Annotated in this window: 24 protein-coding genes and 1 pseudogene; 17 read left to right on the top strand and 8 right to left on the bottom strand. The window is 66.3% G+C overall.

Annotated elements, in window-relative coordinates:
• Positions 1-5: 5 nt before the first annotated feature.
• From EPN51_RS05265 to EPN51_RS05250, 4 genes are all read right to left on the bottom strand, one after another.
• Complete coding sequence (locus EPN51_RS05265; protein WP_293038212.1) at positions 6-1295, bottom strand: sodium:proton exchanger; 1290 nt, start codon at positions 1293-1295, stop codon at positions 6-8.
• A gap of 253 nt (positions 1296-1548) precedes the next feature.
• Positions 1549-2367, bottom strand: coding sequence for an SDR family NAD(P)-dependent oxidoreductase (locus EPN51_RS05260; protein ID WP_293038209.1), 819 nt, complete (start codon positions 2365-2367; stop codon positions 1549-1551).
• Entirely contained in the window at positions 2368-2781 is a 414-nt protein-coding gene (locus tag EPN51_RS05255; RefSeq protein ID WP_293038207.1) for a nuclear transport factor 2 family protein, read from the bottom strand. It lies immediately after the preceding gene.
• Positions 2778-3821 (bottom strand): zinc-binding dehydrogenase, encoded by a 1044-nt coding sequence (locus EPN51_RS05250; protein WP_293038204.1) that lies wholly within the window; start codon positions 3819-3821, stop codon positions 2778-2780. The genes EPN51_RS05255 and EPN51_RS05250 overlap by 4 nt, the downstream gene beginning before the upstream one ends.
• A gap of 124 nt (positions 3822-3945) precedes the next feature.
• On the opposite strand from EPN51_RS05250, the gene EPN51_RS05245 reads away from it, so the two are divergent.
• Both EPN51_RS05245 and EPN51_RS05240 read left to right on the top strand, forming a co-directional pair.
• Complete coding sequence (locus EPN51_RS05245) at positions 3946-4797, top strand: helix-turn-helix domain-containing protein (RefSeq protein WP_293038415.1); 852 nt, start codon at positions 3946-3948, stop codon at positions 4795-4797.
• Between the two features lie 102 nt (positions 4798-4899).
• On the top strand, positions 4900-5664 hold the full coding sequence (locus tag EPN51_RS05240) for a DUF2127 domain-containing protein (RefSeq protein WP_293038201.1): 765 nt from the start codon (positions 4900-4902) through the stop codon (positions 5662-5664).
• Positions 5665-5682: 18 nt separating this feature from the next.
• Here EPN51_RS05240 and EPN51_RS05235 read toward each other — a convergent pair whose 3' ends face one another.
• Complete coding sequence (locus tag EPN51_RS05235) at positions 5683-6297, bottom strand: PaaI family thioesterase (RefSeq protein ID WP_293038198.1); 615 nt, start codon at positions 6295-6297, stop codon at positions 5683-5685.
• 92 nt (positions 6298-6389) lie between these two features.
• Between EPN51_RS05235 and EPN51_RS05230 the strand changes: the two genes are divergently transcribed.
• The 11 genes and pseudogenes from EPN51_RS05230 to EPN51_RS05180 all read left to right on the top strand — a co-directional run bounded on the left by EPN51_RS05230 (position 6390) and on the right by EPN51_RS05180 (position 15826).
• Complete coding sequence (locus EPN51_RS05230; protein WP_293038412.1) at positions 6390-7235, top strand: SDR family oxidoreductase; 846 nt, start codon at positions 6390-6392, stop codon at positions 7233-7235.
• Between the two features lie 309 nt (positions 7236-7544).
• Positions 7545-7835: a metal-sensitive transcriptional regulator gene (locus EPN51_RS05225; RefSeq protein WP_293038195.1), complete on the top strand. Its 291-nt coding sequence runs from the start codon at positions 7545-7547 to the stop codon at positions 7833-7835.
• Positions 7836-8429: 594 nt separating this feature from the next.
• A complete protein-coding gene (locus EPN51_RS05220; protein ID WP_293038192.1) occupies positions 8430-9074 on the top strand; it encodes a DUF5134 domain-containing protein in 645 nt (214 codons plus the stop codon).
• Between the two features lie 69 nt (positions 9075-9143).
• Positions 9144-9506: a copper-sensing transcriptional repressor CsoR gene (gene csoR, locus EPN51_RS05215; protein ID WP_293038189.1), complete on the top strand. Its 363-nt coding sequence runs from the start codon at positions 9144-9146 to the stop codon at positions 9504-9506.
• A gap of 68 nt (positions 9507-9574) precedes the next feature.
• Positions 9575-9874: a DUF1490 family protein gene (locus tag EPN51_RS05210; protein WP_293038186.1), complete on the top strand. Its 300-nt coding sequence runs from the start codon at positions 9575-9577 to the stop codon at positions 9872-9874.
• Between the two features lie 61 nt (positions 9875-9935).
• Positions 9936-12224 carry a copper-translocating P-type ATPase gene (locus EPN51_RS05205; protein ID WP_293038409.1) on the top strand — a complete coding sequence of 763 codons (2289 nt, stop codon included), beginning with the start codon at positions 9936-9938 and terminating at the stop codon, positions 12222-12224.
• Positions 12225-12288: 64 nt separating this feature from the next.
• A complete protein-coding gene (locus EPN51_RS05200) occupies positions 12289-12909 on the top strand; it encodes a DUF5134 domain-containing protein (protein ID WP_293038183.1) in 621 nt (206 codons plus the stop codon).
• Between the two features lie 997 nt (positions 12910-13906).
• Entirely contained in the window at positions 13907-14332 is a 426-nt protein-coding gene (locus EPN51_RS28955; RefSeq protein WP_366509383.1) for a DUF4189 domain-containing protein, read from the top strand.
• A 448-nt stretch (positions 14333-14780) separates the two neighbouring features.
• Positions 14781-14909: pseudogene (locus EPN51_RS05190) on the top strand (NAD-dependent epimerase); the annotation flags it as partial.
• A 184-nt stretch (positions 14910-15093) separates the two neighbouring features.
• Entirely contained in the window at positions 15094-15285 is a 192-nt protein-coding gene (locus EPN51_RS05185; protein WP_293038180.1) for a hypothetical protein, read from the top strand.
• Positions 15286-15367: 82 nt separating this feature from the next.
• The gene (locus tag EPN51_RS05180; RefSeq protein WP_293038177.1) at positions 15368-15826 is read left to right on the top strand and encodes an SRPBCC family protein; all 459 of its coding nucleotides are present in this window, start codon (positions 15368-15370) and stop codon (positions 15824-15826) included.
• A gap of 26 nt (positions 15827-15852) precedes the next feature.
• Here the strand turns inward: EPN51_RS05180 and EPN51_RS05175 are convergent, their stop codons facing one another.
• The gene (locus EPN51_RS05175; protein WP_293038174.1) at positions 15853-16599 is read right to left on the bottom strand and encodes a methyltransferase domain-containing protein; all 747 of its coding nucleotides are present in this window, start codon (positions 16597-16599) and stop codon (positions 15853-15855) included.
• 178 nt (positions 16600-16777) lie between these two features.
• Complete coding sequence (locus EPN51_RS05170) at positions 16778-17371, bottom strand: TetR/AcrR family transcriptional regulator (protein WP_293038171.1); 594 nt, start codon at positions 17369-17371, stop codon at positions 16778-16780.
• A 198-nt stretch (positions 17372-17569) separates the two neighbouring features.
• On the opposite strand from EPN51_RS05170, the gene EPN51_RS05165 reads away from it, so the two are divergent.
• The 4 genes from EPN51_RS05165 (at position 17570) to EPN51_RS05150 (ending at position 22134) form a co-directional block, all read left to right on the top strand.
• A complete protein-coding gene (locus tag EPN51_RS05165) occupies positions 17570-18541 on the top strand; it encodes an oxygenase MpaB family protein (RefSeq protein ID WP_293038168.1) in 972 nt (323 codons plus the stop codon).
• A gap of 162 nt (positions 18542-18703) precedes the next feature.
• Entirely contained in the window at positions 18704-19468 is a 765-nt protein-coding gene (locus tag EPN51_RS05160) for an SDR family NAD(P)-dependent oxidoreductase (protein ID WP_293038165.1), read from the top strand.
• Positions 19469-19629: 161 nt separating this feature from the next.
• On the top strand, positions 19630-20724 hold the full coding sequence (locus tag EPN51_RS05155) for a phenazine antibiotic biosynthesis protein (protein ID WP_293038162.1): 1095 nt from the start codon (positions 19630-19632) through the stop codon (positions 20722-20724).
• 33 nt (positions 20725-20757) lie between these two features.
• Entirely contained in the window at positions 20758-22134 is a 1377-nt protein-coding gene (locus EPN51_RS05150; protein ID WP_293038403.1) for an aldehyde dehydrogenase family protein, read from the top strand.
• A 22-nt stretch (positions 22135-22156) separates the two neighbouring features.
• On the opposite strand, the gene EPN51_RS05145 is transcribed toward EPN51_RS05150, so the two are convergent.
• Positions 22157-22825: a cutinase family protein gene (locus EPN51_RS05145; protein ID WP_293038157.1), complete on the bottom strand. Its 669-nt coding sequence runs from the start codon at positions 22823-22825 to the stop codon at positions 22157-22159.
• Positions 22826-22827 lie beyond the last annotated feature (2 nt).

The following is a 22827-nucleotide window of genomic DNA, read 5'->3' as shown; positions in this document are numbered from 1 at the left end:
GGGCGTTACGGGTCCGGCACCGGATGTAACGGGTGACCGCTGTGGCGGACGGCCGTCCCGACGAACGGCGCCCGGACGGTGGGCGCCAGGTGGCGCCGGTAGCGGATCAGCGCGACGACGGCCACCACCGTGTAGACACCGCAGAGCAGCAGCCGGCCGTGCGTCGAGACGATCGCGAACTGGACGACGAACAATCCCAGCAGCGTCAACGCCGCGCCCCGGTGGAAACGCAGCGCCAGGATCAGCGCCACGCCCATCATCGTTTGGGTCGCCGTGAGCAGCATCTCCTCCACCTGGCGGGAGTCGAGGTAGAGCGAGTACCCGCCGCCACCGAGCAGGTGGGCGATCGGCAACGACCCGATTAGCAGGGTCCACTGGTTGACCTTGGAGGAGATCAGCGTGGCGATGGCCGCCGTACCCTTGCCACGGGTGGCGAAAATGGTCGCGATGATGAACTCGGGGGCCTCGGAGGCCAGCGGGGCCAGCCACTGAACCAGCAGGAACCGGTTGATGCCCAGTTCGGTGCCCGCCGCTACCAGGTTGTCGGCGAACGGCTTGGCGCACAGCAGAATCACCGCGCCCGAGGCAACGAAGAGGCCGACCACGGCGATGCGCCGGCGGCCGTCGGGCAGTTCGCCCAACGCGGCGGCGGTGCCGATCAGGTCGGGCTCTTCGACTTCGCCGTGGCTGATCTTGTAGAGGTAGAACCCGAACCAGGCCAGCAACGCCAACCCGAGCCCGAAATGAATCTCGCCGCTCGCCGGTACCGCGAACGCGATCACACCGGCGATCAGCAGGAATCCCAGTTCGACGCGGTTTGCTGGCTCCAGGGACAAACCCGTGGTTTTCCCGGATCCGGTCTTGCGCGCCACCAGGATGCTGACCAGCACCACGACGGGCCAGCCCAGGCCCATCAGCAGCCGGTTCGACCCGGTCATGTTGGCCGCGGCGTACTGTGTGTATTCGGCGTTGTGCCCGGACACGTACGCGTAGTAGAGGTCGACCGCGTATTCGGGCAGGACCGCGATCAAGGCGAGGAGCGCCGTCGCCAGCCCGCCGGACACATCGATCTGGGCGGCCTCGGCGGCCCAGGCGAGCAAGAAGCTGGCCGCCACCACCGCGGCCCCGAAGATCAGTAGGGCGGGCACCGCGCCGGTGTGCAGGCCGGCGATCCGGACGACCACGGCCGGGGCGATGAATGCGCCGGTGATCAACCCCGAACGGATCAGGGTGCGGCGCCGCCAGTGTGCCGTGGTGACGGCAGCCGCGGGCCTGTCTATGGCGAGCATCGTCATCCTTCGCGGGGAGCGGCGATCGGGTGGTGGGTACTTAGGCTCGGTTGCCGTGGCGAACTGGTTACCCAAGCTACCCGTGACATACACCGTCAGCAACGCGGCGGGTCGACAAAACCAGCGATCTACCCGAGCCTATATTTGCTGACCAGGGACGTATGGAAGCAAAAGTTAGGCTGCCCTGATTTCGAACTTTGGCAAACCTCGTCACTATCCACTACGACGCACAGCGAACGGGGCCGGTTCCCACTGATCGCTAATCGTCCGGGCCCATGGCCGCCGCGGCGGCCTGGGTGAAAAGCTCGACGGCCTGATTGCGGCTCAGCGACGCCAGCAGTTGCGCGGCGGCGCGCATGGTGTCGCCCACCATCAACGTCGGGCCGTTGCCCAGGTTCTCGAACGCCTCGGCGATGACGTCCGACACGGCCGCCGCGTCCGGCGGCGCCTCGTCGGGCGAGCCGATCTGGCCGCGGCTATATTCGAGAGCGCGCAGGGCCGGCGTATCGGTCTTGCCCAGGATGAGGCCCAGCACGTCGACACCCGTGCCGTGCAGTTCGGCCCACAGCGCCTCGGCGAAGACCATGTCGAAAGCCTTGGAGGCGCCGTAGGCGACCATGTTGGGCCCACCGGCCAGCCCGGCCCCGGAGCCGAAGAGGACGATGCCGCCACTGCCCCGCTCGACCATCGCCGGTGCGAAGTGATGGCACAACTGCATGGGGACCGTGCAGTTGCGATGCACCATCGCCTCGGCGGCCTCGATCGAATTGGCAAGGAACGGTGCGAAGTTCGGGTCGGCACCCGCACAGTAGACGAGCATCCCGATCTCCAGGTCGCTGGTGGCCGCGGCGACCGCCGTCGCCGCACCCGGCCGCGCGAGATCGACAGCGACAGTGCGGGTCTGCACCGACGTCTTGGTTTCGATCTCGATTGCGACGCGGTCCAGAACGCTCTGACGGCGGGCGAGCAGAACGACATTGACACCGCGTTCGGCCAGTGCTTCGGCGAACGCCGCGCCCACGCCGTCGGAGGCGCCGGCCACCAGCGCCCACGGTCCGTACTTCGTCGCGAACGTCATCTACGGGGCCCCGACCGTCGTGATCCGCACCTGGGTGTAGCGACGGCGGGCGATGCGCCACCCCGCGGGGGTGCGCACCATCTCGTCATCGTAGAAACCGATCGCATTGACGCCGGAGCTGTTGTCGCCCGCCATGATCAGCCCGTCGATGTAGGTCCGCGCCGTGGCGCTATCGCCGTCGACAGTGATGGCCTGATTCGTCAGGCGATGCAGCGTGTGTCCCGCCAAAGCGTGTACCTGCTCCATGAAGTCGGCGACGGCATCGACGCCGTTCCACCGGCCGATCTCGCCGTAGTCGAGTACGCAGTCGTCGGTGAACACGGTGCGAAACAGCGGCCAGTCGCGCCGGTCGATCCCCGTGGCATAGCGCACCAGCAGATCCGAAATATCTTGCCGGTCATCTCTTTCACTCACGGGCGATCTCCATTCGGACGGACGACGATCCGGGGTGGGCCGTCGGACCTGCGGGCCAGCTCGAGGGCGTCGGGCACCTCGTCGAGGCCGATGATCTTGCCGACACTGGGTAGCGGGTCCAGCCGCCCCGACGCGATCGCGTCAAGCGTGCCGTACCAATCCTGCGGGTGCGGCCCGCCGCCGAACTGAATGGTCACGCCTTGGCGGGTGGCGGTGGTGATGTCGAGGGTGTCGCCGGTGTACCAGCCACCCGCACAATAGATTCGGGTGCCCATCTCGGCGGATTCGACCAGATGCTGGATGAGCCCGGCCGCACCGACGCATTCGAATACGACGGCGGGCCCGGGCAATCCGCGCTGCGCGCGAACCTCGTTGAACGCGTCGAAGGGGGACTTCACGGAGGGGTCGACGAGCACGTGCGCCCCGAAGCGGTCGCGGGCCAGCTCGCGCCGGTCGGATTTGTAGTCCGCGACGATGATGGGTTCGACGCCGCGTCCGGACAGGGCGGCGACGGCGGAAAGCCCGATCGCCCCCGCGCCGATGACGACGGCGACTTCCCCCGGTTGCATTCGCGCCGACCGCACGTAGAACTCGCCGACGGCGAATGCGTCGGTCAGCGCGACGGCGTCACTGGACACGTCACCGGGGACGGGCTTTGCCGCCGCTTCCGAAACCACCAGCAGCTCACCGAAACTGCCCTGGGCCTCGGGATGTTGACCGATGATGCGCATTCCACCGGCACCGCCGTCGACCAGGCGAACCGGCATGGCCGTCACCCGGGTACCGACGGCGTACTGGTCCGTGCAGCCGGGGCCATGCCCGATGATCTCGCCCACGAATTCGTGTCCGAGCACGATGTCGCGGTCGGTGTCGTAGAGGGAGCGGCCGGTCGGGTCGTCGATGGCGAGTTCCGGATGGTCGATGAAGTGCACGTCGGACGCGCAGATCGCCGTGCTCAGCGTGCGGAGTAATAACTCGCCCGGCCCGGGCCGGGGGTCGGGCGTGTCGCGGACCTGCAACCGGCCGTCTCGTAGCACCACAGCGCGCAATGTATTAACTTTCTCGAATATTCGATATAGAATCTCGAATGCTCGCATAACTGTAAAAATCGTGCAGCGAAGGAGTCAAGCGATTCGCGGATCGACGTCAGCGCCGACCGCCCGGGTGCTCGATGTTGTCGAGCTCCTGGCGCGGTCTCCAAGTGCGCGGCTGCGGTTCTCCGACGTGGTGCGCGAGCTGGATCTCACCCAGGCGACGGCGCACGCGATCTTGAAGACGTTGTGCGACCGCGGGTGGGCCAGTCGCGACCCGGTCACGAAGACGTTCGCCCTGGGGCCCGCGCTCGCGGTGGTGGCCGCCCGCACCGACACCGCCCGACCCCTCGCGCATGCGGCCCGTTCGGCGGCGCTGCGCCTGTCCCGCGAGGTCGGCTACGCGTGTTCGGTGGTCGAGAAGTTCGGGGATTCCCTGGTGGTCACCGCCTTCGAGGGCGAACCCGCCACCCAGCCGTCGGGAATACCGGGCGATCGCATCCCATACACGCCGCCGTTCGGCGTCGCGATGGCGGCTTGGGACACCGACGAGGAACAACGCGCCTGGGTCCGCCGCGGTGCGGGCGCCAATGCCGATCGCACGCAGCGCCTCCAACAGGTGCTCGCGCACACGCGGGAGCGGGGATTCGACGTCGACTGGACGACGCCCGCGCTGGCCCAGGCCGTCCAGGTGGTGGGCACCTTGGACAGCAGCGAGATGCCGACGCCGGTGCGCCACATCATGGACCAACTGCTTGTCGAGTTCACCACCATCGGCTTCCTTTCCGACGACAACCCAGGCCGGCGGAAGCAACCCGTGGTGACCATCGCCGCACCGGTTTTCGATGACCGGGGACGCGTTTCCCTGATGGTGGCCGTACACCCGCTGTGCCCGCTGAGCGCACGGCAGATCCGCGACATCGGAAAACATCTGACCGACGAGACGGCGGCGCTGAGCGAATCGCAGACACCACAAGCGGGGTAGTCCCGCCCGGGCTGCGAAACGTCGTGGCACCTAAGCCCACGCTCCTGACGCCCGGGTGCGCGCCCCCTTGCGCGGCCGGCCACCCGCAGTCGATGATCGGCCATGCCCAAAGAACGCGGTCTCAATCGGTGGGAGCTGGTCACCTGCGCGCTCGCGGGACACGCCACCTACGCACCCGACGAGCAGGCACTCGCCGAACGGCTGAACGGCACCACCGGCCTGGGCGAGGTATGGCGCTGCCTGCGGTGCGGCGAATTCACCGTCGGCCCGGCCCACGGGCGCGGCCCCGCCGAGGACGCGCCGATGATCATGCGCGGCAAGGCCTTACGCCAGGCCATCATCATTCGGGCCCTCGCGGTGGAACGGTTGTTCCGGGCGGTGGTCATCGCGCTGGCGGCCTACGCGGTGTGGAAGTTCCGCGGTGCGCGGGGCGCCATTCAGGCCACCCTCGAGCGCGACCTGCCGATCTTCCGGGCCGCCGGCTTCAAGGTCGACCAGATGACCATCGTGCACGAGCTGGAAAAGGCGCTGGCCGCCAAGCCGTCCACGCTGGCGTTGCTGACCCTGATGCTGGTCGGCTATGCACTGTTGGAGGTCGTCGAGGGCGTCGGCCTGTGGTTGCTCAAGCGCTGGGGCGAATACTTCGCCGTGATCGCCACCTCGGTCTTCCTGCCGCTGGAGATTCACGATCTGGCCAAGGGCATCACGATGACCCGGCTGGTGACGTTCACCATCAATGTCGCCGCGGTGATCTACCTGCTGATCTCCAAACGGCTGTTCGGTCTGCGCGGCGGGCGTAAGGCCTACGACGACGAACGACGCGGCGAGCAGCTGCTCGACGTCGAGCGGGCCGCGACGAGGACCTGACCCCGTCGTCGAGGTTCGTTATGCCGGGGCCCGCCTGGGATGAATGAAAATCCCCTCGGCTTCGACGGTGACGCCGTCCTCGTCGGCCAGGTGACCGACGGCGAACGTCTTGACGCCCTCGGTGCGCTCGATGCGAGCTTGCGCGCGCAGCGGCCGTCCCAGCGCCGTGGGACGGCGGTATCGCAGGGTGAGCGTGCCGGTGAAAGCGGGCCTGTCGGGCTGGTGCGCGGTCGCGCCGAGCACATGGTCGAGCACCAGCGCGCACACACCGCCGTGCACGGTCTCCGGTGGGCCTTCGTAGGCGGCGCCCAGGACGAACTCCGACCACACCAGCCCGCCGGGATCATGATGGATGACCAGCGGTGGCGCGATCGGGTTGCGCACGCCGACCACGGCGTTGCCCCAGGCGATGGTCTGGCCATCCGGATTCCGGTGCACGCCGAACGGTCCGGGTTTCATCGCCTGGCTCAATTCCGCTGCGGCACTGTTGATCTTGGACGTGGCGGCCGCCACCGCCGCGGGCCCGGCCTCGGTGCGGATGCTGACGTCGACGAGCCGGCGGATCGATTCGGCCAGCGGCGCGTAGATCGACTCGAGCTGGCTGAAATCGATACAGGGCGTTTGGTCATGCATCTTCGCAATTTAACAGCGTGTCCACCCAGCGGGCGGCACCCCTCGGAGGAGAGCGGCCGGCCGGGCATACTGCCCTGGGAATGGAGGACTCGATGGGAACCTATGCGATCACCGGATCGGCGTCCGGGATGGGGCGCGAGACCGCGCAGCGCCTCCGCGACGGCGGGCACACCGTGATCGGTGTCGACATCAAGGACGCCGACATCGTCGCCGATTTGTCGACACCACACGGACGTAACGAGGCCGCCCAGCGCGTCCTGGCCGCCTCGGACGGCAGGCTTGACGGTGCCGTACTGGCGGCCGGACTGGGCCCCAGCCCCGCCCCGGATCGCGTTCGCCAGATCGCCCAGGTCAACTATTTCGGGGTCGTTGAGCTGCTGCTCGCCTGGCGGGATGCGCTGGTGGCCGCCGAACGCGCCAAAGTCGTTGTCGTTGCCAGCAATTCGACGACGACGATACCCGCGGTGCCGCGCCGAGCCGTGACGGCGCTGCTTGCGCATGACGCAGGCAAGGCGTTGCGCTCGGTGCGGTGGTTCGGACCGGCCGCGCCGACCATGATGTACGGCGCCTCTAAAATCGCCGTCAGTCGTTGGGTGCGGCGACACGCGGTGTTGCCTGAATGGGCGGGGTCGGGCGTGCGCCTGAACGCCCTGGCGCCGGGTGCGATCATGACACCGCTTCTGGCCGAACAGTTGTCGGATCCCCGGCAGGCCAGGGCCGTTCGGTCGTTCCCGGTCCCGGTCGGCGGTTTCGGCGACCCCGGACACATGGCCGAGTGGATGTGCTTCATGCTGTCGGATGCCGCCGATTTCCTCTGCGGCAGCGTGATATTCGTCGACGGAGGCACCGACTCCTATTTCCGGTCCGACGACTGGCCGAAGGCGGTGCCGGCACACCGATTGCCCGGATACCTGCGCCGATTCAGGGGCTTTCACTAAAGCCGGCTGTTGCGTGGGTTTCGTTCTACCGATGCTCGTCCCCCGACTCCGGCACCTATTGGGCGCATCCGCATGTCGGCCTGGAAACCGATGCCCGTTTAGTTACGGTTGCCGAGACGCACTCCCGAGCTGTCCATGAAGGAGATGAGAACTGCGCCAAGGTGTGCCACGTGCCAGGTGCCACGTGTCGCTGCGCGCAGCGAAAATCGACGCCAGGTACCCCCGCAGGGTACAGTGCGACGACAAATGTCTTTGGCGGCCGACCCTATGCGTGAGAACGACTTGATGACGGGGTGTTTAGGAGGTCACGTGCAAACCAAACGCGGGTATGTCGAGCATAAGGACGGCTATGCCAAGCGCTTGCGCCGCGTTGAGGGCCAGGTTCGCGGCATCGCGAGGATGATCGAGGACGACAAATACTGTATCGATATCCTCACCCAAATCAGCGCAGCCAGTAGCGCGTTGCGGTCGGTGGCGTTGAACCTCCTCGATGACCACCTTGAGCATTGCGTGACCGAAGCAATCACGCAGGGAGGCGACGAAGCGGAGATGAAGTTGACTGAGGCCTCCGCCGCTATCGCCAGGCTCGTGCGCTCCTGATCATCACTTTCGGCCGGCAATCTCGAGGCTGATCCCGCACCGACGGGGGCAGCCCCTTGACGCAGATACCCTACCGGGGTACCGTCGCCCGCATGAACGAGAACCACACCTGCTGTTGCAAATCCACCGGATGTACCTGTGGCGACTCCGCCTGCACCCAAGCGGCTGGCTGCAGTTGCGGCCACTCCGGATGCACCTGTAACGACTGAGCACCCTAAATGCCAAGGCCTCGACGTCCCGGTCGGGGCCTTGGCTCGTCTGATGAGCACACGTCAGCCGCCGAAACCTCCTGGTAGATAACGGATTTTCCGGCACAACCGGTGGATGATCTGCCGACTTTCAGATATCTCGGACTCCGAGGCGCTTGCTGGTGGTCCGGTCCTGCCGACGAGCCCTGAACGGCACAGCCCTCCGCTGACGCTAGGCGCGGTATCAGGCGTCGAGAAATCGAGGAACCGAAAGGTAGATGGTGACGGACTCACTACGCCCCATCCCGCGCGGGCGTGCAGCGTTCTGGCGCCCTGATGCTATGCACACGCGCGGTCGGCCGGCGGCCACGCGGCGCGCGGCATTGTCGCGATGTCGGGTCGCCCGATGAGCGAGCTCGCGCTGCGATGGATTATCACCATATTTTTCGCCGCCAGCATCGCAGCCTATCTGTATGTCGTTGTCGCCCACTATCGCCGATGGCCCGACACGGTCAGTCACCTACTCCACCTCGCGATGTCGGCGGCAATGATCGCGATGGCCTGGGACGCCGGAATGAACCTGCCGACAGCGGCCGCCATCACCTTTTTCCTGTTGGCCTGCCTGTGGTTTGCCCGTGGCGCGGGCCGCACGTCGATGACGACTGGTGAGCGACTGACCAACGGCTATTACGCGGTGATGATGGCCGCCATGGCATGGATGTTCGCGGTGATGAACGTCAGCCTGAGGGGCCGCATCAGTCGCCCCTCCGAAGATCCGCGATCGGCCGCGCTGGCCATGAACATGTCCGAGAACGACATGGCCTCGGCACACCACAGGCCCGCGGCTGGATTCGCAGACGGCTGGATCGCCGCGGTGAACTGGCTTGCCACCCTCGGCTTTGCAGCCGTGGCCCTGTATTGGGCATGCCAGTACCTGGCCAGGCGCCGAAGGAACAGAGGGCCACGTAGCGGGCAGCTCGCGCACCTCGAGCAGCTGCATCACGTATGCGCCGCCGCGGGCACAGCCGTGATGTTCGCTACGCTGCTGTAGCTGCCACCCCACCCCGGGTGGGGTGGAGTAGGGTGGACGTTGGTACAGCGACAGGTCAAGGAGTTACGGATGGGCGAAGTGCAGTTGACGCAAAAAAAACGTGCGGCGCTCAACCGGCTGAAAACGGTTCGAGGTCACCTCGACGGGATCATTCGGATGATGGAATCCGACGCCTACTGCGTGGACGTCATGAAGCAGATCTCCGCGGTTCAGTCCTCGCTGGAGCGGGCCAACCGGGTGATGTTGCACAACCACTTGGAAACATGCTTTTCGGCGGCGGTGCTGCAAGGCCGCGGGCCCGCGGCGATTGACGAGCTGATTGACGCGGTCAAGTTCACGCCGGCGCTGACTGGTCCGGCGGCCCAGCTCAGCGGTGCCGCTGTCGGCGAATCCGCGGATGCCCAGCCGTTGTCGGTGGGCGGCGTGAAATGACTTGGCGGCCATCACTGTAACCATCCGCAATCAGTGCGAGTTCAACCAAACAAAAGGAAGCGTTCAAGATGGCATGGCAGGGACTTTTGGCGAAGGCGGTGCCCACCGTGGTGACCGGTGTGGTGGGGGTCGCGGCGTATGAAGCATTGGCGAAGGCTCCGTGGCGCAAGGTGACGGTGAGCACTACCGCTGTGGGTTTGCAGGCCACCCGGGCCACCGTGCGCAAGACCAAGGAGGGCGCCGAGCGGGCTCGCCTGGCCGTGGCCGACGTGCTCGCCGAGGCGGCCGATCGACTCGGGGAACGAGTTCCCGCGCCGACGGTCGTGGACGCGAGCGCGAGTCACGAGGCTGGCGATGCTTGCCACTGAAACCCCAACGACCGCTGATGCCGGCGTCACGCTGAAAGTTGTCTCCCAGGGTGGCGGCCGGATGCGGGTGTGTGCCAAGGGGTTTGAGATGGACTCGGTGCGGGCGGTCGCGATCGAGGATACGGTCGCCAGGGTGGCTGGGGTGCGAGCCGCGCAGGCCTATCCCCGGTCGGGGTCGGTGGTGATCTGGTATTTGCCCGAGGATTGCGATACCGCTGCCGTTGTGTCGGCGATCGCTGAGGCCCGGCACATCCGTGCCGAGTTGGTACCCAACCGCGCCCCGTACTCGGTGAGTGTGGGCGAAACCCGTGTGGTGGCCAGGATTACCGGCGGAATCCTGCGCTTGCTCGGCCTCTCGCCCGACATCGCCGAGGCGACCGACGGGGGTAGTGGTGATCAGCCGGCGCCGTCGTGTCATGGGACGCCGGTCGCCGACGCCAAGAGCGAACAGCGCAAATGGTTGCGGCGGGTGTGGCTCGCTTTGCCGTTGGGGCTGGTGTCGATGGCGGCGCCGATGTTGTTGGGTGGCGCCTGGGCGGGGTGGTTGGCGTTTGCCGTGACGGTTCCGGTGCAGTTCGTGGCCGGATGGCCGTTCCTGGTGGGGGCCGTGCAGCAGGCCCGGGCGGGGTCTGCGGGCATGGACACGCTGATCGCGCTGGGCACGCTGACCGCGTTCGTCTACTCCACCTTCCAGCTCTTCGTTGGGGGACCGCTGTTCTTCGATACCGCGGCGTTGATCATCGCACTCGTGGTGTTGGGCCGCTATTTCGAGGCCCGGGCCACCGGAAAGACCCGCGAGGCGATCAGCACGCTGCTCGAGATGGGCGCCAAGGAAGCCTGCCTGCTCGTCGACGGCCAGGAAATCCTCGTACCGGTCGAGCAGGTGCAAGTCGGAGACCTGCTGCTGGTGCGGCCCGGCGAGAAGATCCCCGTCGACGGGGAGATCATCGATGGACGCGCCGCCGTCGACGAGTCGATGCTCACCGGCGAATCAGTCCCGGTAGAAAAGACGGTGGGCGACCGGGTTGCTGGGGCCACCGTCAACATCGACGGGCGACTGACGGTGCGCGCCACCGCCGTGGGCGCCGACACCGCTCTGGCCCGGATCGTGCGCCTGGTCGAGCAGGCCCAGGGCGGCAAGGCCCCGGTGCAGCGGCTGGCCGACCGGGTCTCGGCGGTGTTCGTGCCCGCCGTCCTGGGCGTCGCCGTCCTGACCTTCGCCGGGTGGACGCTGCTGGCGGCCAACCCCATCGCCGGGATGACCGCGGCGATCTCGGTGCTGATCATCGCCTGCCCGTGTGCACTTGGCTTGGCCACGCCGACGGCGATCATCGCCGGTACCGGCCGCGGCGCCGAAATGGGGATCCTGGTCAAAGGCGGCGAGGTCCTAGAAGCGTCGAAAAAGATCGACACCGTGGTGTTCGACAAGACCGGCACCCTAACCCGCGGCCAGATGCAACTCACCGATGTCATCGCCGACAAGCGGCACAAGAGCGATCGGGTGCTCCAGCTCGCCGCCGCCGTCGAGTCCGGTTCCGAGCATCCCATCGGCGCCGCCATCGTCGCCGGCGCCCGCGAGCGGGACCTGCAGATTCCGGCCGTGGCAGCGTTCACCAACCTGGCCGGCCACGGCGTACGCGCCGAAGTCGACGGCCAGGCGGTACTGGTCGGGCGGCGCAAGCTCATCGACGAAAACGACCTTCGTCTTCCCGACTATCTTGCGGCTGCGGCCACCGAGCTCGAAAAGCAAGGGCGCACTGCGGTATTCGTCGGGCGCGAGGACCGCGTGGTCGGCGTACTCGCAGTGGCTGACACGATCAAAGACGACGCCGCCGACGTGGTCCGCCACCTGCGCGAGCTAGGGTTGCAGGTCGCCATGATCACCGGTGACAACGCCCGCACCGCTGCCGCGATCGCCGATCAGGTTGGCATCGACCGCGTGCTGGCCGAGGTGTTACCCGAAGACAAGGTCAACGAGATCCGCCGGCTCCAAGACGAGGGCAGATCGGTCGCCATGGTCGGCGACGGCGTCAACGACGCGCCCGCCCTTGTCCAGGCGGATCTGGGCATCGCGGTCGGCAGCGGAACCGACGTGGCCATCGAGGCTTCCGATATCACGCTGATGTCCGGCCGGCTCGACGGTGTCGTGCGCTCAATTCAGCTCTCGCGCCAGACTCTGCGCACCATCCACCAAAACCTGGGCTGGGCCTTCGGCTACAACACCGCCGCCATCCCGCTGGCCGCCTTCGGGTTGCTGAACCCCGTCATCGCGGGCGCGGCGATGGGACTGTCCTCGGTCAGCGTGGTCACAAACTCGCTGCGGCTACGGGGCTTCGGCCGCGACGCATGACGTGGACCGATCCCGCCAGCGATGTTGCACCGCATGACTTCTGCCGACCCGATTCTGGCTTCGCATGATCCACGACGTGATGCTTCGCTGGGTAGTCACCGGTCTGTTCGCGCTGACGGCTGCCGAATGTGTTGTCCCGATAGTCATCCGACGGCAGCGGTGGACGGTGGTGGTCAGCCATGGGTTGCACATCGCCATGTCAGTGGCGATGGCGGCGATGGCCTGGCCGTGGAGCACCCAGCTGCCGGCGACGGCAGCTGTCGTGTTTTTCCTGCTGGCAACCACGTGGTACATCGCGATGGCCGTCATCGCGGCGCGGACGACAGCCGGGCGAATGTTGTACGCCTATCACGGGTTGATGATGCTGGCAACCGCCTGGATGTATGCCAGCATGGACGGCCCGCTGCTTCCCGTCCGGTCCAGCACCACGCCGGTCACCACGATGCCCGACATGGACATGGCTGGCGCGACCATGGCGACAAGCGGCGGATCGCCGGCATGGTTTGGCGCAGTGAACTGGTTGGGTACCGCCACATTCGCAATCGCAGCGATCTTCTGGACGTGCAGATGCGTCATCGAGCGACGGCACCACCCAGCCCGGCTGAGGTCGCTGGGAAACGTCGGCCAGGCCATGATGGCCTCCGGCATGGCAATCCTGTTCCTGGCCACCCTATTTCGGATCTAGCTCACGGCGCATCCTGCGTTCAGCCGCGCGATCGGGCGCTAACAACTCGACACGGTGGCCACGCGATCCGAGAGGCTGCGGCACTTCTTTGCGGTACTCGGGTCAGCATCTTGAGCGGTGAAGCGCTGCAGCGGCTTCTCCGTTGACACCGATGCCTTCGACGCGGTGGACCCGCCAATGCCGTCGGCGGGCCCACCGTATACGTGGCGCTCTCAGCCCAGTGACTTCACTAGCTGCCGGCACGCGTCTTCGCAGCGCCGACACACTTCAGCACGAGGCGCTTGATCACGTCTTGACAATTGCCACGAGTCGGCCACCGCTGAAGTTTCAACCGGCACCGCTGCAACTGGCATGAGCCACAACGTTGTTGACTTGTCGACACTGACGGCCGGCCTACGGTAGGCCCAGGTCCTGGACTGCACTACCTGAGCGTCATCCGTGCTGCCTGCGCTACGCCGCCGTCCACGAACGGCTAAGCATTAGGGACGTTAGACCCTACCCCCGCTGGGTATACGTGAGATGATTCCCATCATGACGCACGAACCAGAATCCACTGAATCGATCAGCCCGGCAGAATCCGGCCGAGGCGACAGTCGCTCTGGCCGGACTGATCGGCTAGATCTTCTCTTGACCGTGGTCGGCATCGTTGCTGGCGTTGTATTCGTCGTTTCCCTGATCTTTTTCTCGGGATTCTTTCTCGGCCGCGCTACACACAGTCCCTATGGTGGACAACCGCCTTCCGGCCAACCTCAGACTTCCTGCCCGATGATGGACCACGGAAAGATGGGCTCTGGCGGAATGAAACCGGAGGAATCGTTCGGTCCTCAGCAAACGGTTCCCACCCCAGTGCAGACGCCCGTAGCGCCACGAAAATAGACAAATGAACGGGAATTATCCACGGCCGGTTGAGCCTTCGACAGCAGTCGTCGGTACGTCCTTCCTTCGGACCTAACCAACGCGGTCTACTCCCTTTCTAAGCCTGGAAAGGAACCTCGAGATGATGATAAAGCGGCGACATCGGATCGGGCTTGCGGTGGCCACTGTGGGGGCTACCGCGGGGTTGATGATTGTGGCGCTTCCGTTCATTCCAGGGGTAGACGCCAATACCCTGATGTCCGAGACGGCTGTGATACCCGAAGGGCCCGTCCCCCCGGTGATCCGCTATGGCGCTATGGCTTATGCCCCGAGCGGCGCGTGGGGTAGAACCCGGGGATACGGAACTCAGGAAAAGGCGAACCAAGTTGCGTTGGACCAGTGCGGAGCTAAGGATTGCAAACTAATCGTCAGCTTTCACGGGTGCGGTGCCGTCGCCTATGACGGCACGACTTACCTAGGTGGAACCGGCGGGACGCGCACGCAGGCGGAAGAGGACGCCATCAACAAGCTCAGCGGTGGGCGTATCGTCAATTGGGTATGTAACTAAGGTGATTCTGACAATTATCTCGGCCTGAGGCTATGGTCATGTCGCCGTTTGAGTTGCTTTCGAGGTTCTGTTGCCCTTCCGGACGGAAGTGGGTTTCGTCAGCGAAATCTCGAAAGGGTGAAGGGAACTGGGAAGGCCGAGCCGACAATCGATGTCGCCTAAAGATTGGCAGCGGGTATGCGCTGCATGCCTCATGCGTTCTAGATCACGGCCACGACGCTGTCTGAGCAACCAAGCGCGGCAGGGGTGGACGCCTTCACCGCAGTTTCGCAATGAAGCTCGCGTCCCGCAGCACGTAGCCATGTCGCTGATATGCGGTCGAGACTCTCTAGCAAGGGCTTTGGAGATTATCGGGCTTAGCTATCGCATTACCGTCGCCAGGCGTCCTTGCGTCATAGGGCGGACGGGCCTGTAGATGATTTATCGTTTTGTGAATGCATTTCATGGTGTACCGGCCGGCCCGGTGCCTCTCGGCGGTTTCGGTGACACCGGTCAGATGGCCGAGTGAATGTGCTTCATGCTGTCGGATGTCGCCGATTTCCCTTGTGGCAGAGTGGTATTCGTCGACAGTGGCACCGCAGTGCCGGCCCACCGATTGCCCGGTACCGGCGCCGGTTTAGGGGCTTTCAGTAAAACCGGGCTGTTGCGTGGGTTTGGTCGCACCGCGAATGTGTGTTATCCCACAGCGCGCATTTTCGTGACGTTCACCTCAGCGCGGCGTCCCCGCAAAACAGCTGTGGTGCAATGAAATCAATCGGTGCATGGCCGAACGAACAAAGGACCAAACTGTGGCCGAACTTCCGTCCTGGGTCAGCCAGGGCTCCGCCAACCTCGACGTGGTTGCGCCGCTGCGGGCGCGCGCCTGCGACGCGCTGTATGCGGTGCTCGGCAGCAAGCGGCGCCGAGCGCCGGCCGGTCCGCGTCTGATGTCCAGGGGCATCGAACGCTGTTGACGGTCCGGTCGGGCAGAGCACCGGCTGGTGCCGCCCTACTATCGGCGCACCGCAACCGGGCCCGGCGTGTTTGGATAGCGGTATGTCCGATATGGAACTCGAAGGCATCGTGAGCGCCACCCGCGTGATGTCGGCCAATGCCGCCCGCATTTTCGAATTGATCGCCGACCCGGCCCGCCAGCCGAGCTGGGACGGCAACGACAACCTGGCGTCGTCCGGTGCCGGCCAGCGTGTGCGGCAGGTGGGCGACGTGTTCAAGACGACGCTGACCAACGGTGCGGTGCGGGAGAACCACGTCACCGAATTCGTGGAGGGCAGCACAATCGCCTGGCGCCCGGCCGAGCCCGGAAAGCAGCCCGCCGGCCACCTCTGGCGCTGGGAGCTCAGCCCGGTGAACGCCGAACTCACCACGGTGACCCACACCTACGACTGGACGGCACTGACGGATGCCACGCGCCTCGAGCGCGCCCGTGCGACGACGCCGGACATGCTGCGGGAGTCGATGGACCGGCTCGCCACGCTGGCGCAGAGCGCGGAATAGGGGCCGGCGGCGCGTCGCCCTGAAAATCAGCCCAACTTGGCGCGCACCCACTGGAACGTGCCGAAGTTCTTGACCCGCACGCTGGTAAATCCGTTGTCTTCCAAGATGTCACCGATCTCGTCGTCGGCGAACGCATGCGCCCCGACATTCGGCAGCATCTGCCAATAGCGTGCCAGCCGCCCGGCCGTCGGGACCATGACGGCCAGCCGGCCGCCGGGCCGCAGCACCCGCGCGATCTCGGTGAGCGCGGCTTTCGGGTCCGGAACCAATTGCAGCACGGCGGTCGACACTGCCACGTCGAAGACGTTGTCGCGCAGTGGAAGTCGCTGTGCATCGGCCTTGATGAAGCCGACCTGCGGCCCGGCCTCATTACGAACGGCGCGAGCCAGCATCGGCTCGGAGATATCGACGCCGAGCGCCAGCCCGTCCGGACCGGCGGCACGCGCCAGTGACGCGGTGACGTTGCCCGGGCCCGAGCCGACGTCCAGCGCGACACCGCCCTGCGGGATGTTCAACCACTCGAGCGGCAGTTGCCAGGCGCCGATCCACCGGCGAGACAAGGCCTGAGCGTTGTCGTAGAGCATCGACCCGATCGGCGACGCCCATGCGGCCTGGATGGGGCCGGTGTTTTTCCCGACGGTGTCGTCGCCGGCCGAACCGGCACCGAGCAGGTCGAGATAACCCTGGCTCACGTCGGGGTCGGCCGGCGGATCGATGAGCAGATCCAGCGCTCGCCGGAGCGCGGGAGGCAGCGAGATGTGCACGTCGGTCATGCCTGCTCCTTCGAGGAAATGCCGGGCTGGACGCAGAAATCGAAAGGCAAGCCGCGAAGCGGCTCCGGTGAGTCCCCCTTGGGCAGCCTACGCCGCGGCCACCGAAGCGGTGCCGCGATCCGGTGACGGTGGCGTGCAGCGTGGACGACGATTATTCGATGCCCGTTCTGGGGCTCGGCTAGCGGTTGATGACCGGGACGAGGTAGCGGGCGGCGTACTCGCGGACCGCCGCCGGGTCCGAGGTGTCGAGTCGGTCGGTGGGAAAGACGATGATGCCGAGGGCGACGCGAAGCAGGATGTCGGCGATGTTGTCCAGGTCGGCGTCGGTCATGCCGGCGCCGCAGCGCCGCAGGGTGTGGGCGATCCCGTCGGCGAACTGGCGAATCGGGAACACCTGCGACCGGGAAAACATGCCGAACAACTCGGGTTCGCTGTCGGCGATCCGCGAATACAGCGGCGAGTCCTGCACCAGGCGCACCCCGAGCGCGAATGCCTCGATCACCGCCTCGTGCGGATTACACCCGGCCGTGGCCTGATCCAGCGTGCTGAAGAAGAGTTCGGCCTCGCGCCGCACCACGTGTCCGAACAGCTTCTCCTTGGTCGGAAAGCGGCGGTAGATGGTGCTGCGGCTGACCCCGGCGCGGGCGGCGACGTCGTCGATATTGGCGCGACGCACGCCGTAGGTCTCGAACACGCCGCGCGCGGCGTCCAGGATGGTGCGATCGAGATCGGTGAGCGCCTCGGCACTGGCAGCGCCCGGTTCGGACTGCATGATTGGCGGCATCGTATCAACTCCCCGGCACGACTCTTGGCCGGCTTTTCGGTGGCGTGAAAGCGGGCGCGGCCTGACCGGCGATGTGCGATGCCGTCGGGCGGTTGCTAGGCTTTGGAACAAGGATACGAGTTTGTATCACTGGTTCACAATGCTTCGTCGGGGTCGAGGCACCGCGCGTGCCATGAGGAGGTGGGCATGACCGCCCAGAATGACCGGCTCGCCGGGGTGAGCGCGGGAACGCGTTTCGACAGCGGCGTTCGCGAAGCGGTACCCATGCCGACTGACGGGGCAGACTGGTCGGCCGGGGACGACGCCTCACCGCGACTGGGGCCCGAATCGTTGATCTGGAAGTTCTACGGAGACAACCGGACCCAACTCTTCGGATTCCAGCGCACCGCCGGGGTCGAGAACTGCATCGAGCAGCTGGCGCAGGGCGTGCTGGATCACTCCGTGGTCTTCAGCGACACGTTGGGCCGGGCCAAGCGGACCGCGCCTCCCCTGATGAAGACCGTCTACTCCGACGACCCGCACGAATGGGGCCGAAAGGTGCGCGACTTCCACAAGACGATCAAGGGCACCATCAGCGACGGCTCGAGGTATCACGCGCTGAACCCGGAGCTGTTCTACTGGGCGCACGCCACCTTCGTCGACCAGGTCATCTACAACGCCGACACGTTCATCCGCCGGCTGTCGCACGCCGAGAAGGAGCAGATCTTCAACGAGGGCAAGGTCTGGTACAGCCTCTACGGCGTCAGCGACCGCGCGCAGCCGCAGACCTACGACGACTTCGTGGCTTACTGGGACGAGATGCTCGACCGGTTCGTCCCGCACAAGACCGTGCTATACGGCACCGGCTATATCCGCAAGGGCATCCCGGGCCCGCGCTGGATGCCCAAGCCGATCTGGGACGTGGCGTCGGCGCCGCTGAACGCCTACACCCGTCTGGTCGTCGTCGGGACGCTGCCGCCGCAGATGCGCGAGGTGTGCCAGCTGCAGTGGGATGCCAAGAGGGAGAAGCGATTCCAGCGGCTCGCAGCGGTGATGCGGGCGCTCAATCCGCTGATCAACCGGCTACCCGTCAAGGCGCTCTACACCCCCTGGGCCGCCGAGGCGTGGGCCCGCGCGGGCGTCGACCCGCGCAGGCTGCACAACCGCGCCACCGTGTAGTCAGATCTCCGGGGGCTCGTCCTGCGCGCAGCGCCGGCAGTGACACCGCGCGGGCATATAGGGCATCGTGGTTAGCCTGCTTCGCAATGGGGCATTCCGCAACGTCGGTCGAGTAGACCGGTCGCGCGAGCCGACCGCAGTCAGACCCGAAGGAGAACCGCGATGCAGATGACGGGCAATACCGTTCTGGTCACCGGCGGTGGCAGCGGAATCGGCCGCGGTCTGGCCGAGTCTTTCCACCGGTTGGGCAACCAGGTGATCATCGCCGCCCGGCGCAGCGACCGGCTACAGGCTGTCGCGGAGGCCAACCCGGGCATGCAGACCCTGTCGCTCGATCAAGGCGATGCCGCCGACATCCGGCGATTCGCCACCCAGGTGACCGACCACTACCCGGACCTCAATGTGCTGGTCAACAACGCCGGCATCCAGCGGGTCGAGGACCTCACCAGCGGCAATGTCGGCCTGGCCGAGCAGTCCGTTGCCATCAACCTGCTGGGTCCCATGCGGCTGACCTCGGCCTTGCTGCCGGCACTGCTGCGCAAGCCGCGCGCCACGATCCTCAACGTCACGTCCGGTCTGGCGTTCATGCCCAGCGCGCTCACCCCGACCTACTGCGCCTCCAAGGCGGCGCTGCACTCCTACACCGAATCGCTGCGCTTCCAGCTGCGCGACACCTCGGTGCAGGTCATCGAGATCATTCCGCCGCATGTGCGTACCGCGCTGCAGGGTGAGCGGGGATTCGACCCCCGGGCGATGCCACTCGAGGAGTACATCACCGAGACGATGGCGCTGTTGCAGACGCAGCCACAGGCCAACGAGATCGTGGTCGAGCGCGTCAAGATGTTCCGGTTCGCCGAACGTGATGGCACCTACGACGACATTTATCCCCGGTTCAACGAGACGATCACCGCGATGTTCGGCGGTTAGCCGGTTGACGCTGGCCTACTTTCGCGAACTGGCGTCGCGTTGAACATCGCGTGCACGGATATGGAACTGCTTGTGAAATAAGGTAATAAGGCGACACGACGACGCGTGCCGATGCCGGAGGTCCTTGGCGTACCCGTCGTCGATGGGACAGGATCGAAGACGTGGCCGATGTCGATTTCTCATTGTTGGACGTCCCAAGAGTGGCACCCGCCCCGGATTCCGAGGCCTATTTGCGTGCGGCGATCGCCTGGCACTTCGGCGACGACACCGGTTCCGAGTTCTGGCTGCGGGTCGCGCCGACGCTGAACTTCGACCCGTTGACCGACATCAACACCTTCGCCGATCTACGGTTGTTTCCCAACCTCGTCAACGAATTACGCAGTGTCCCAGTGGAAGATCTCATTCCGCGCGGTTACGGAGCGCCGCCACCGGTACCGCAGATCTTCGAGTCCGGCGGCACCACCGGCGCCCCGAAACGCACTGTGCAGCTACCAGATTGGATCGCGCAGGTCGTCGAATGGCAAACCGAGGACTTCGCCACGGGAGGCTTTCAGCGGGGCCGGGGCTTCCTCTGTCTGATGCCGAGCGGACCACACGGTGTCGGCTACTTCTCCCGGCTGGTGTCGCAGCGGCTCGGCGCGGTCTTCCACGCGATCGACATCGATCCCCGCTGGGTCAAAAGGATTGCCGCCCGCGCAGCTGCTTCGGAAGTGGCGGCCTACGTCGACCACGTCGTCGAGCAGGCCGTCTTCGTCCTGCGGACACAGAATGTGGCGAACCTGCACGCCACTCCGCCGCTGCTGGAGGCGATCGCGCGCGACGATCGAGTAGTCGACATGGTCAATGACAAGATCCGCTACCTGCTGCTCAGCGGCGCACACGTGGATGCCGACACGCTCGATCTGTTGCGCGGCATCTTCCCGGCGACGACCATCACCATGGCGTTCGGCAGCACCATGGTGCTGTCGCAGGCAGTCACCCGAACCGTCGACGGAGACGCATTCGTCTTCGACCCGCGCACCCCCTACGTCGTGTTCTGGGTGATCGACCCCGACACCGGGGAACGGGTGCCGTACGGGCAGCAGGGTCAGGTGGTGATGAACCACATCAGCAAGGGCATGTTCATCCCGAACAATGTGGAGCGCGACCTGGCGATCAGGATGCCTGGACCGGCGGGCGAACTCAGCGACTCGATCAGCGAGGTGCGGCCGGTGGCCACATTCGAGGGCGAGACCGTCATCGAAGGCGTGTACTGAGTTATGCGAGAAAACATCAGCACTGCAACAGGTTTGGTAGCCCTCGATGCGCTCGGCGCGGACGGAGAATATCGGACCCGCAATCGCGAGGTCATCACCACCACCGCCGGTGTCGCGGTTGCGGAGTTGAGTATGGTTCCGCCACTGTATGTTTCGCGTACGCTGGGCGCTCAGCGCAAGGTCGCACCGCTCCCGGTTGGCCACCGGGCGGCGGCGCTGTCACGGGCCGCCGGCATCTTTGCCAACGGCGTGATCGCCGGCCTGGATTTCGAGGCCTATGTCGCTCTGGCGAGCCGGATTTCGGGGCTGCCGATCGCGATCACCCGCGCCGCGGCGCGTGGCGTGGCCGACGGGGTCGGCGGCGCGTTCGATGCCGTGCGGCCGGCCCAGCCGGTGGGGGCGGCGCTGGATTGGCGCGAGGAGCGCACCCGCTCGGGTGGTGCGCTGTGGGTGCGGCGCGGGGAGGTGTTCGCCGTACACGCGGCCGGAAACGGCCCCGGCGTACATGGACTGTGGCCCCAGGCGCTCGCGCTGGGCTACCGGGTCGCGCTGCGCCCGTCGCGGCGCGAACCGCTGACGGCTCATCGGCTGGTGTGCGCGCTGCGCCAGGCGGGGTTCCGCACCGAAGACGCCGCTTATCTGCCCACAGACCATGCCGGCGCCGACGAGATCATCCGGTCGGCCGACCTCGCCATGGTGTACGGGGGTCAGGAAGTGGTCGACAAGTACGCCGCCGATCCCGCGGTGATCGTGAACGGACCGGGACGCACCAAGATCGTGATCACCGCCGACCAGGATTGGCGTGACCATCTCGCCGTCGTCGTCGACTCGATCGTCAACCACGGCGGGATGGCGTGCGTGAACACCACGGCGGTGCTCTACGAGGGCGACCCCACGCCGCTGGCTCACGCGATCGCCGAGAGCTTAGCGGCGATCGAGCCGCTGCCCACCGAGGACGAGCGGGCCATCCTGCCCGCGCAGCCCGTCGACAAGGCGCGCGCCCTGGCGACGTTTCTGGCGGCCAGGGCCGCCGGGTCGACCCCACTGCTCGGCGCCGATCAGGTGGTCGCCGACCTCGGCAACGGCTACGCCGCGCTGTGCCCGGCCGTGCATCTGATGGCCGAACCCGACCCGGACAAGCTCAACCTCGAGCTGCCCTTCCCCTGCGTGTGGGTGTCGGCCTGGTCGCGGAATGGCGGTTTCGGGGCGCGGATGGAGCCGTTGCGGCATTCGTTGGTCGTCACCGCGATCACGGCCGACGAGACGCTGATCGACGATCTCGTCGCGGAGCCGACCATCGGCAACGTGTACTACGGCCGCCATCCGACGTGGTTGAGCGCACCGGAAATTCCGCACGATGGATTCTTGGCGGATGCCCTGATGCGTAACAAGGGGTTCATCAGGGATTAGCCGGCTCGGCGTCGAGCACTGCTCATTCCCCGAAGCCGCCGTGCGGCGACGCGACCGACGTCGCGCCGGTCCCGCCCGTGCCGAGGTGGCTGGAGGCGAAGGTGACGCCTTTGGCGATGATGGAGCCGTCGTCGGCGTAGGTGTCGTGGGCGGCGAAGTTCATGCCGTCGGAGCAGACGGGGTCTTCGGTGGCGCAGACTTTGAGGGTCTTGTCCTGGTAGGCGGGGCCGATGACGACCGGGGGTTCGCCCAGGAAGTTCATGGCCCGCACGTTGGGCATGCCGAAGAGCACGACCGAGGAGACGTGGTTGGCGACGTCGGGGGCCAGTGGTTTGGGGACGGTGGCGGGGTCGATGCCGTCGGGGACGGCGGCCGAGGTGACAAAGCCCATGATGGCCGCGCCCTGGGAGTAGCCGCCGAGGACCATTTTGGTGTTGGGGCAGTCCTGGGCCATCGAGACCACGTGGGTGCCGGCGTCCCTGATGCCGTCGAGGCCGGTGTCCCACTGGTCGGTGGCGGGGTAGTTGACCGGGTAGACGTCGAAGGAGCGGTCGCCGACGCGTTGGCGTAGCCCGTCGACGAAGGCTTGTCCGGTGGGTCCCACGCCCGGGGCTTCGCCGGTGCCGCGGGCGAAGACCACTTGCACGTCCGGGCATTGGGCCGAGGCGGCGGGTATGACGGAACCGGACACGG

The organism is Mycobacterium sp. (assembly GCF_004298145.1).
In the GTDB taxonomy this organism is placed as follows: domain Bacteria; phylum Actinomycetota; class Actinomycetes; order Mycobacteriales; family Mycobacteriaceae; genus Mycobacterium.
This window is presented reverse-complemented; position numbering and strand designations above follow the sequence as displayed.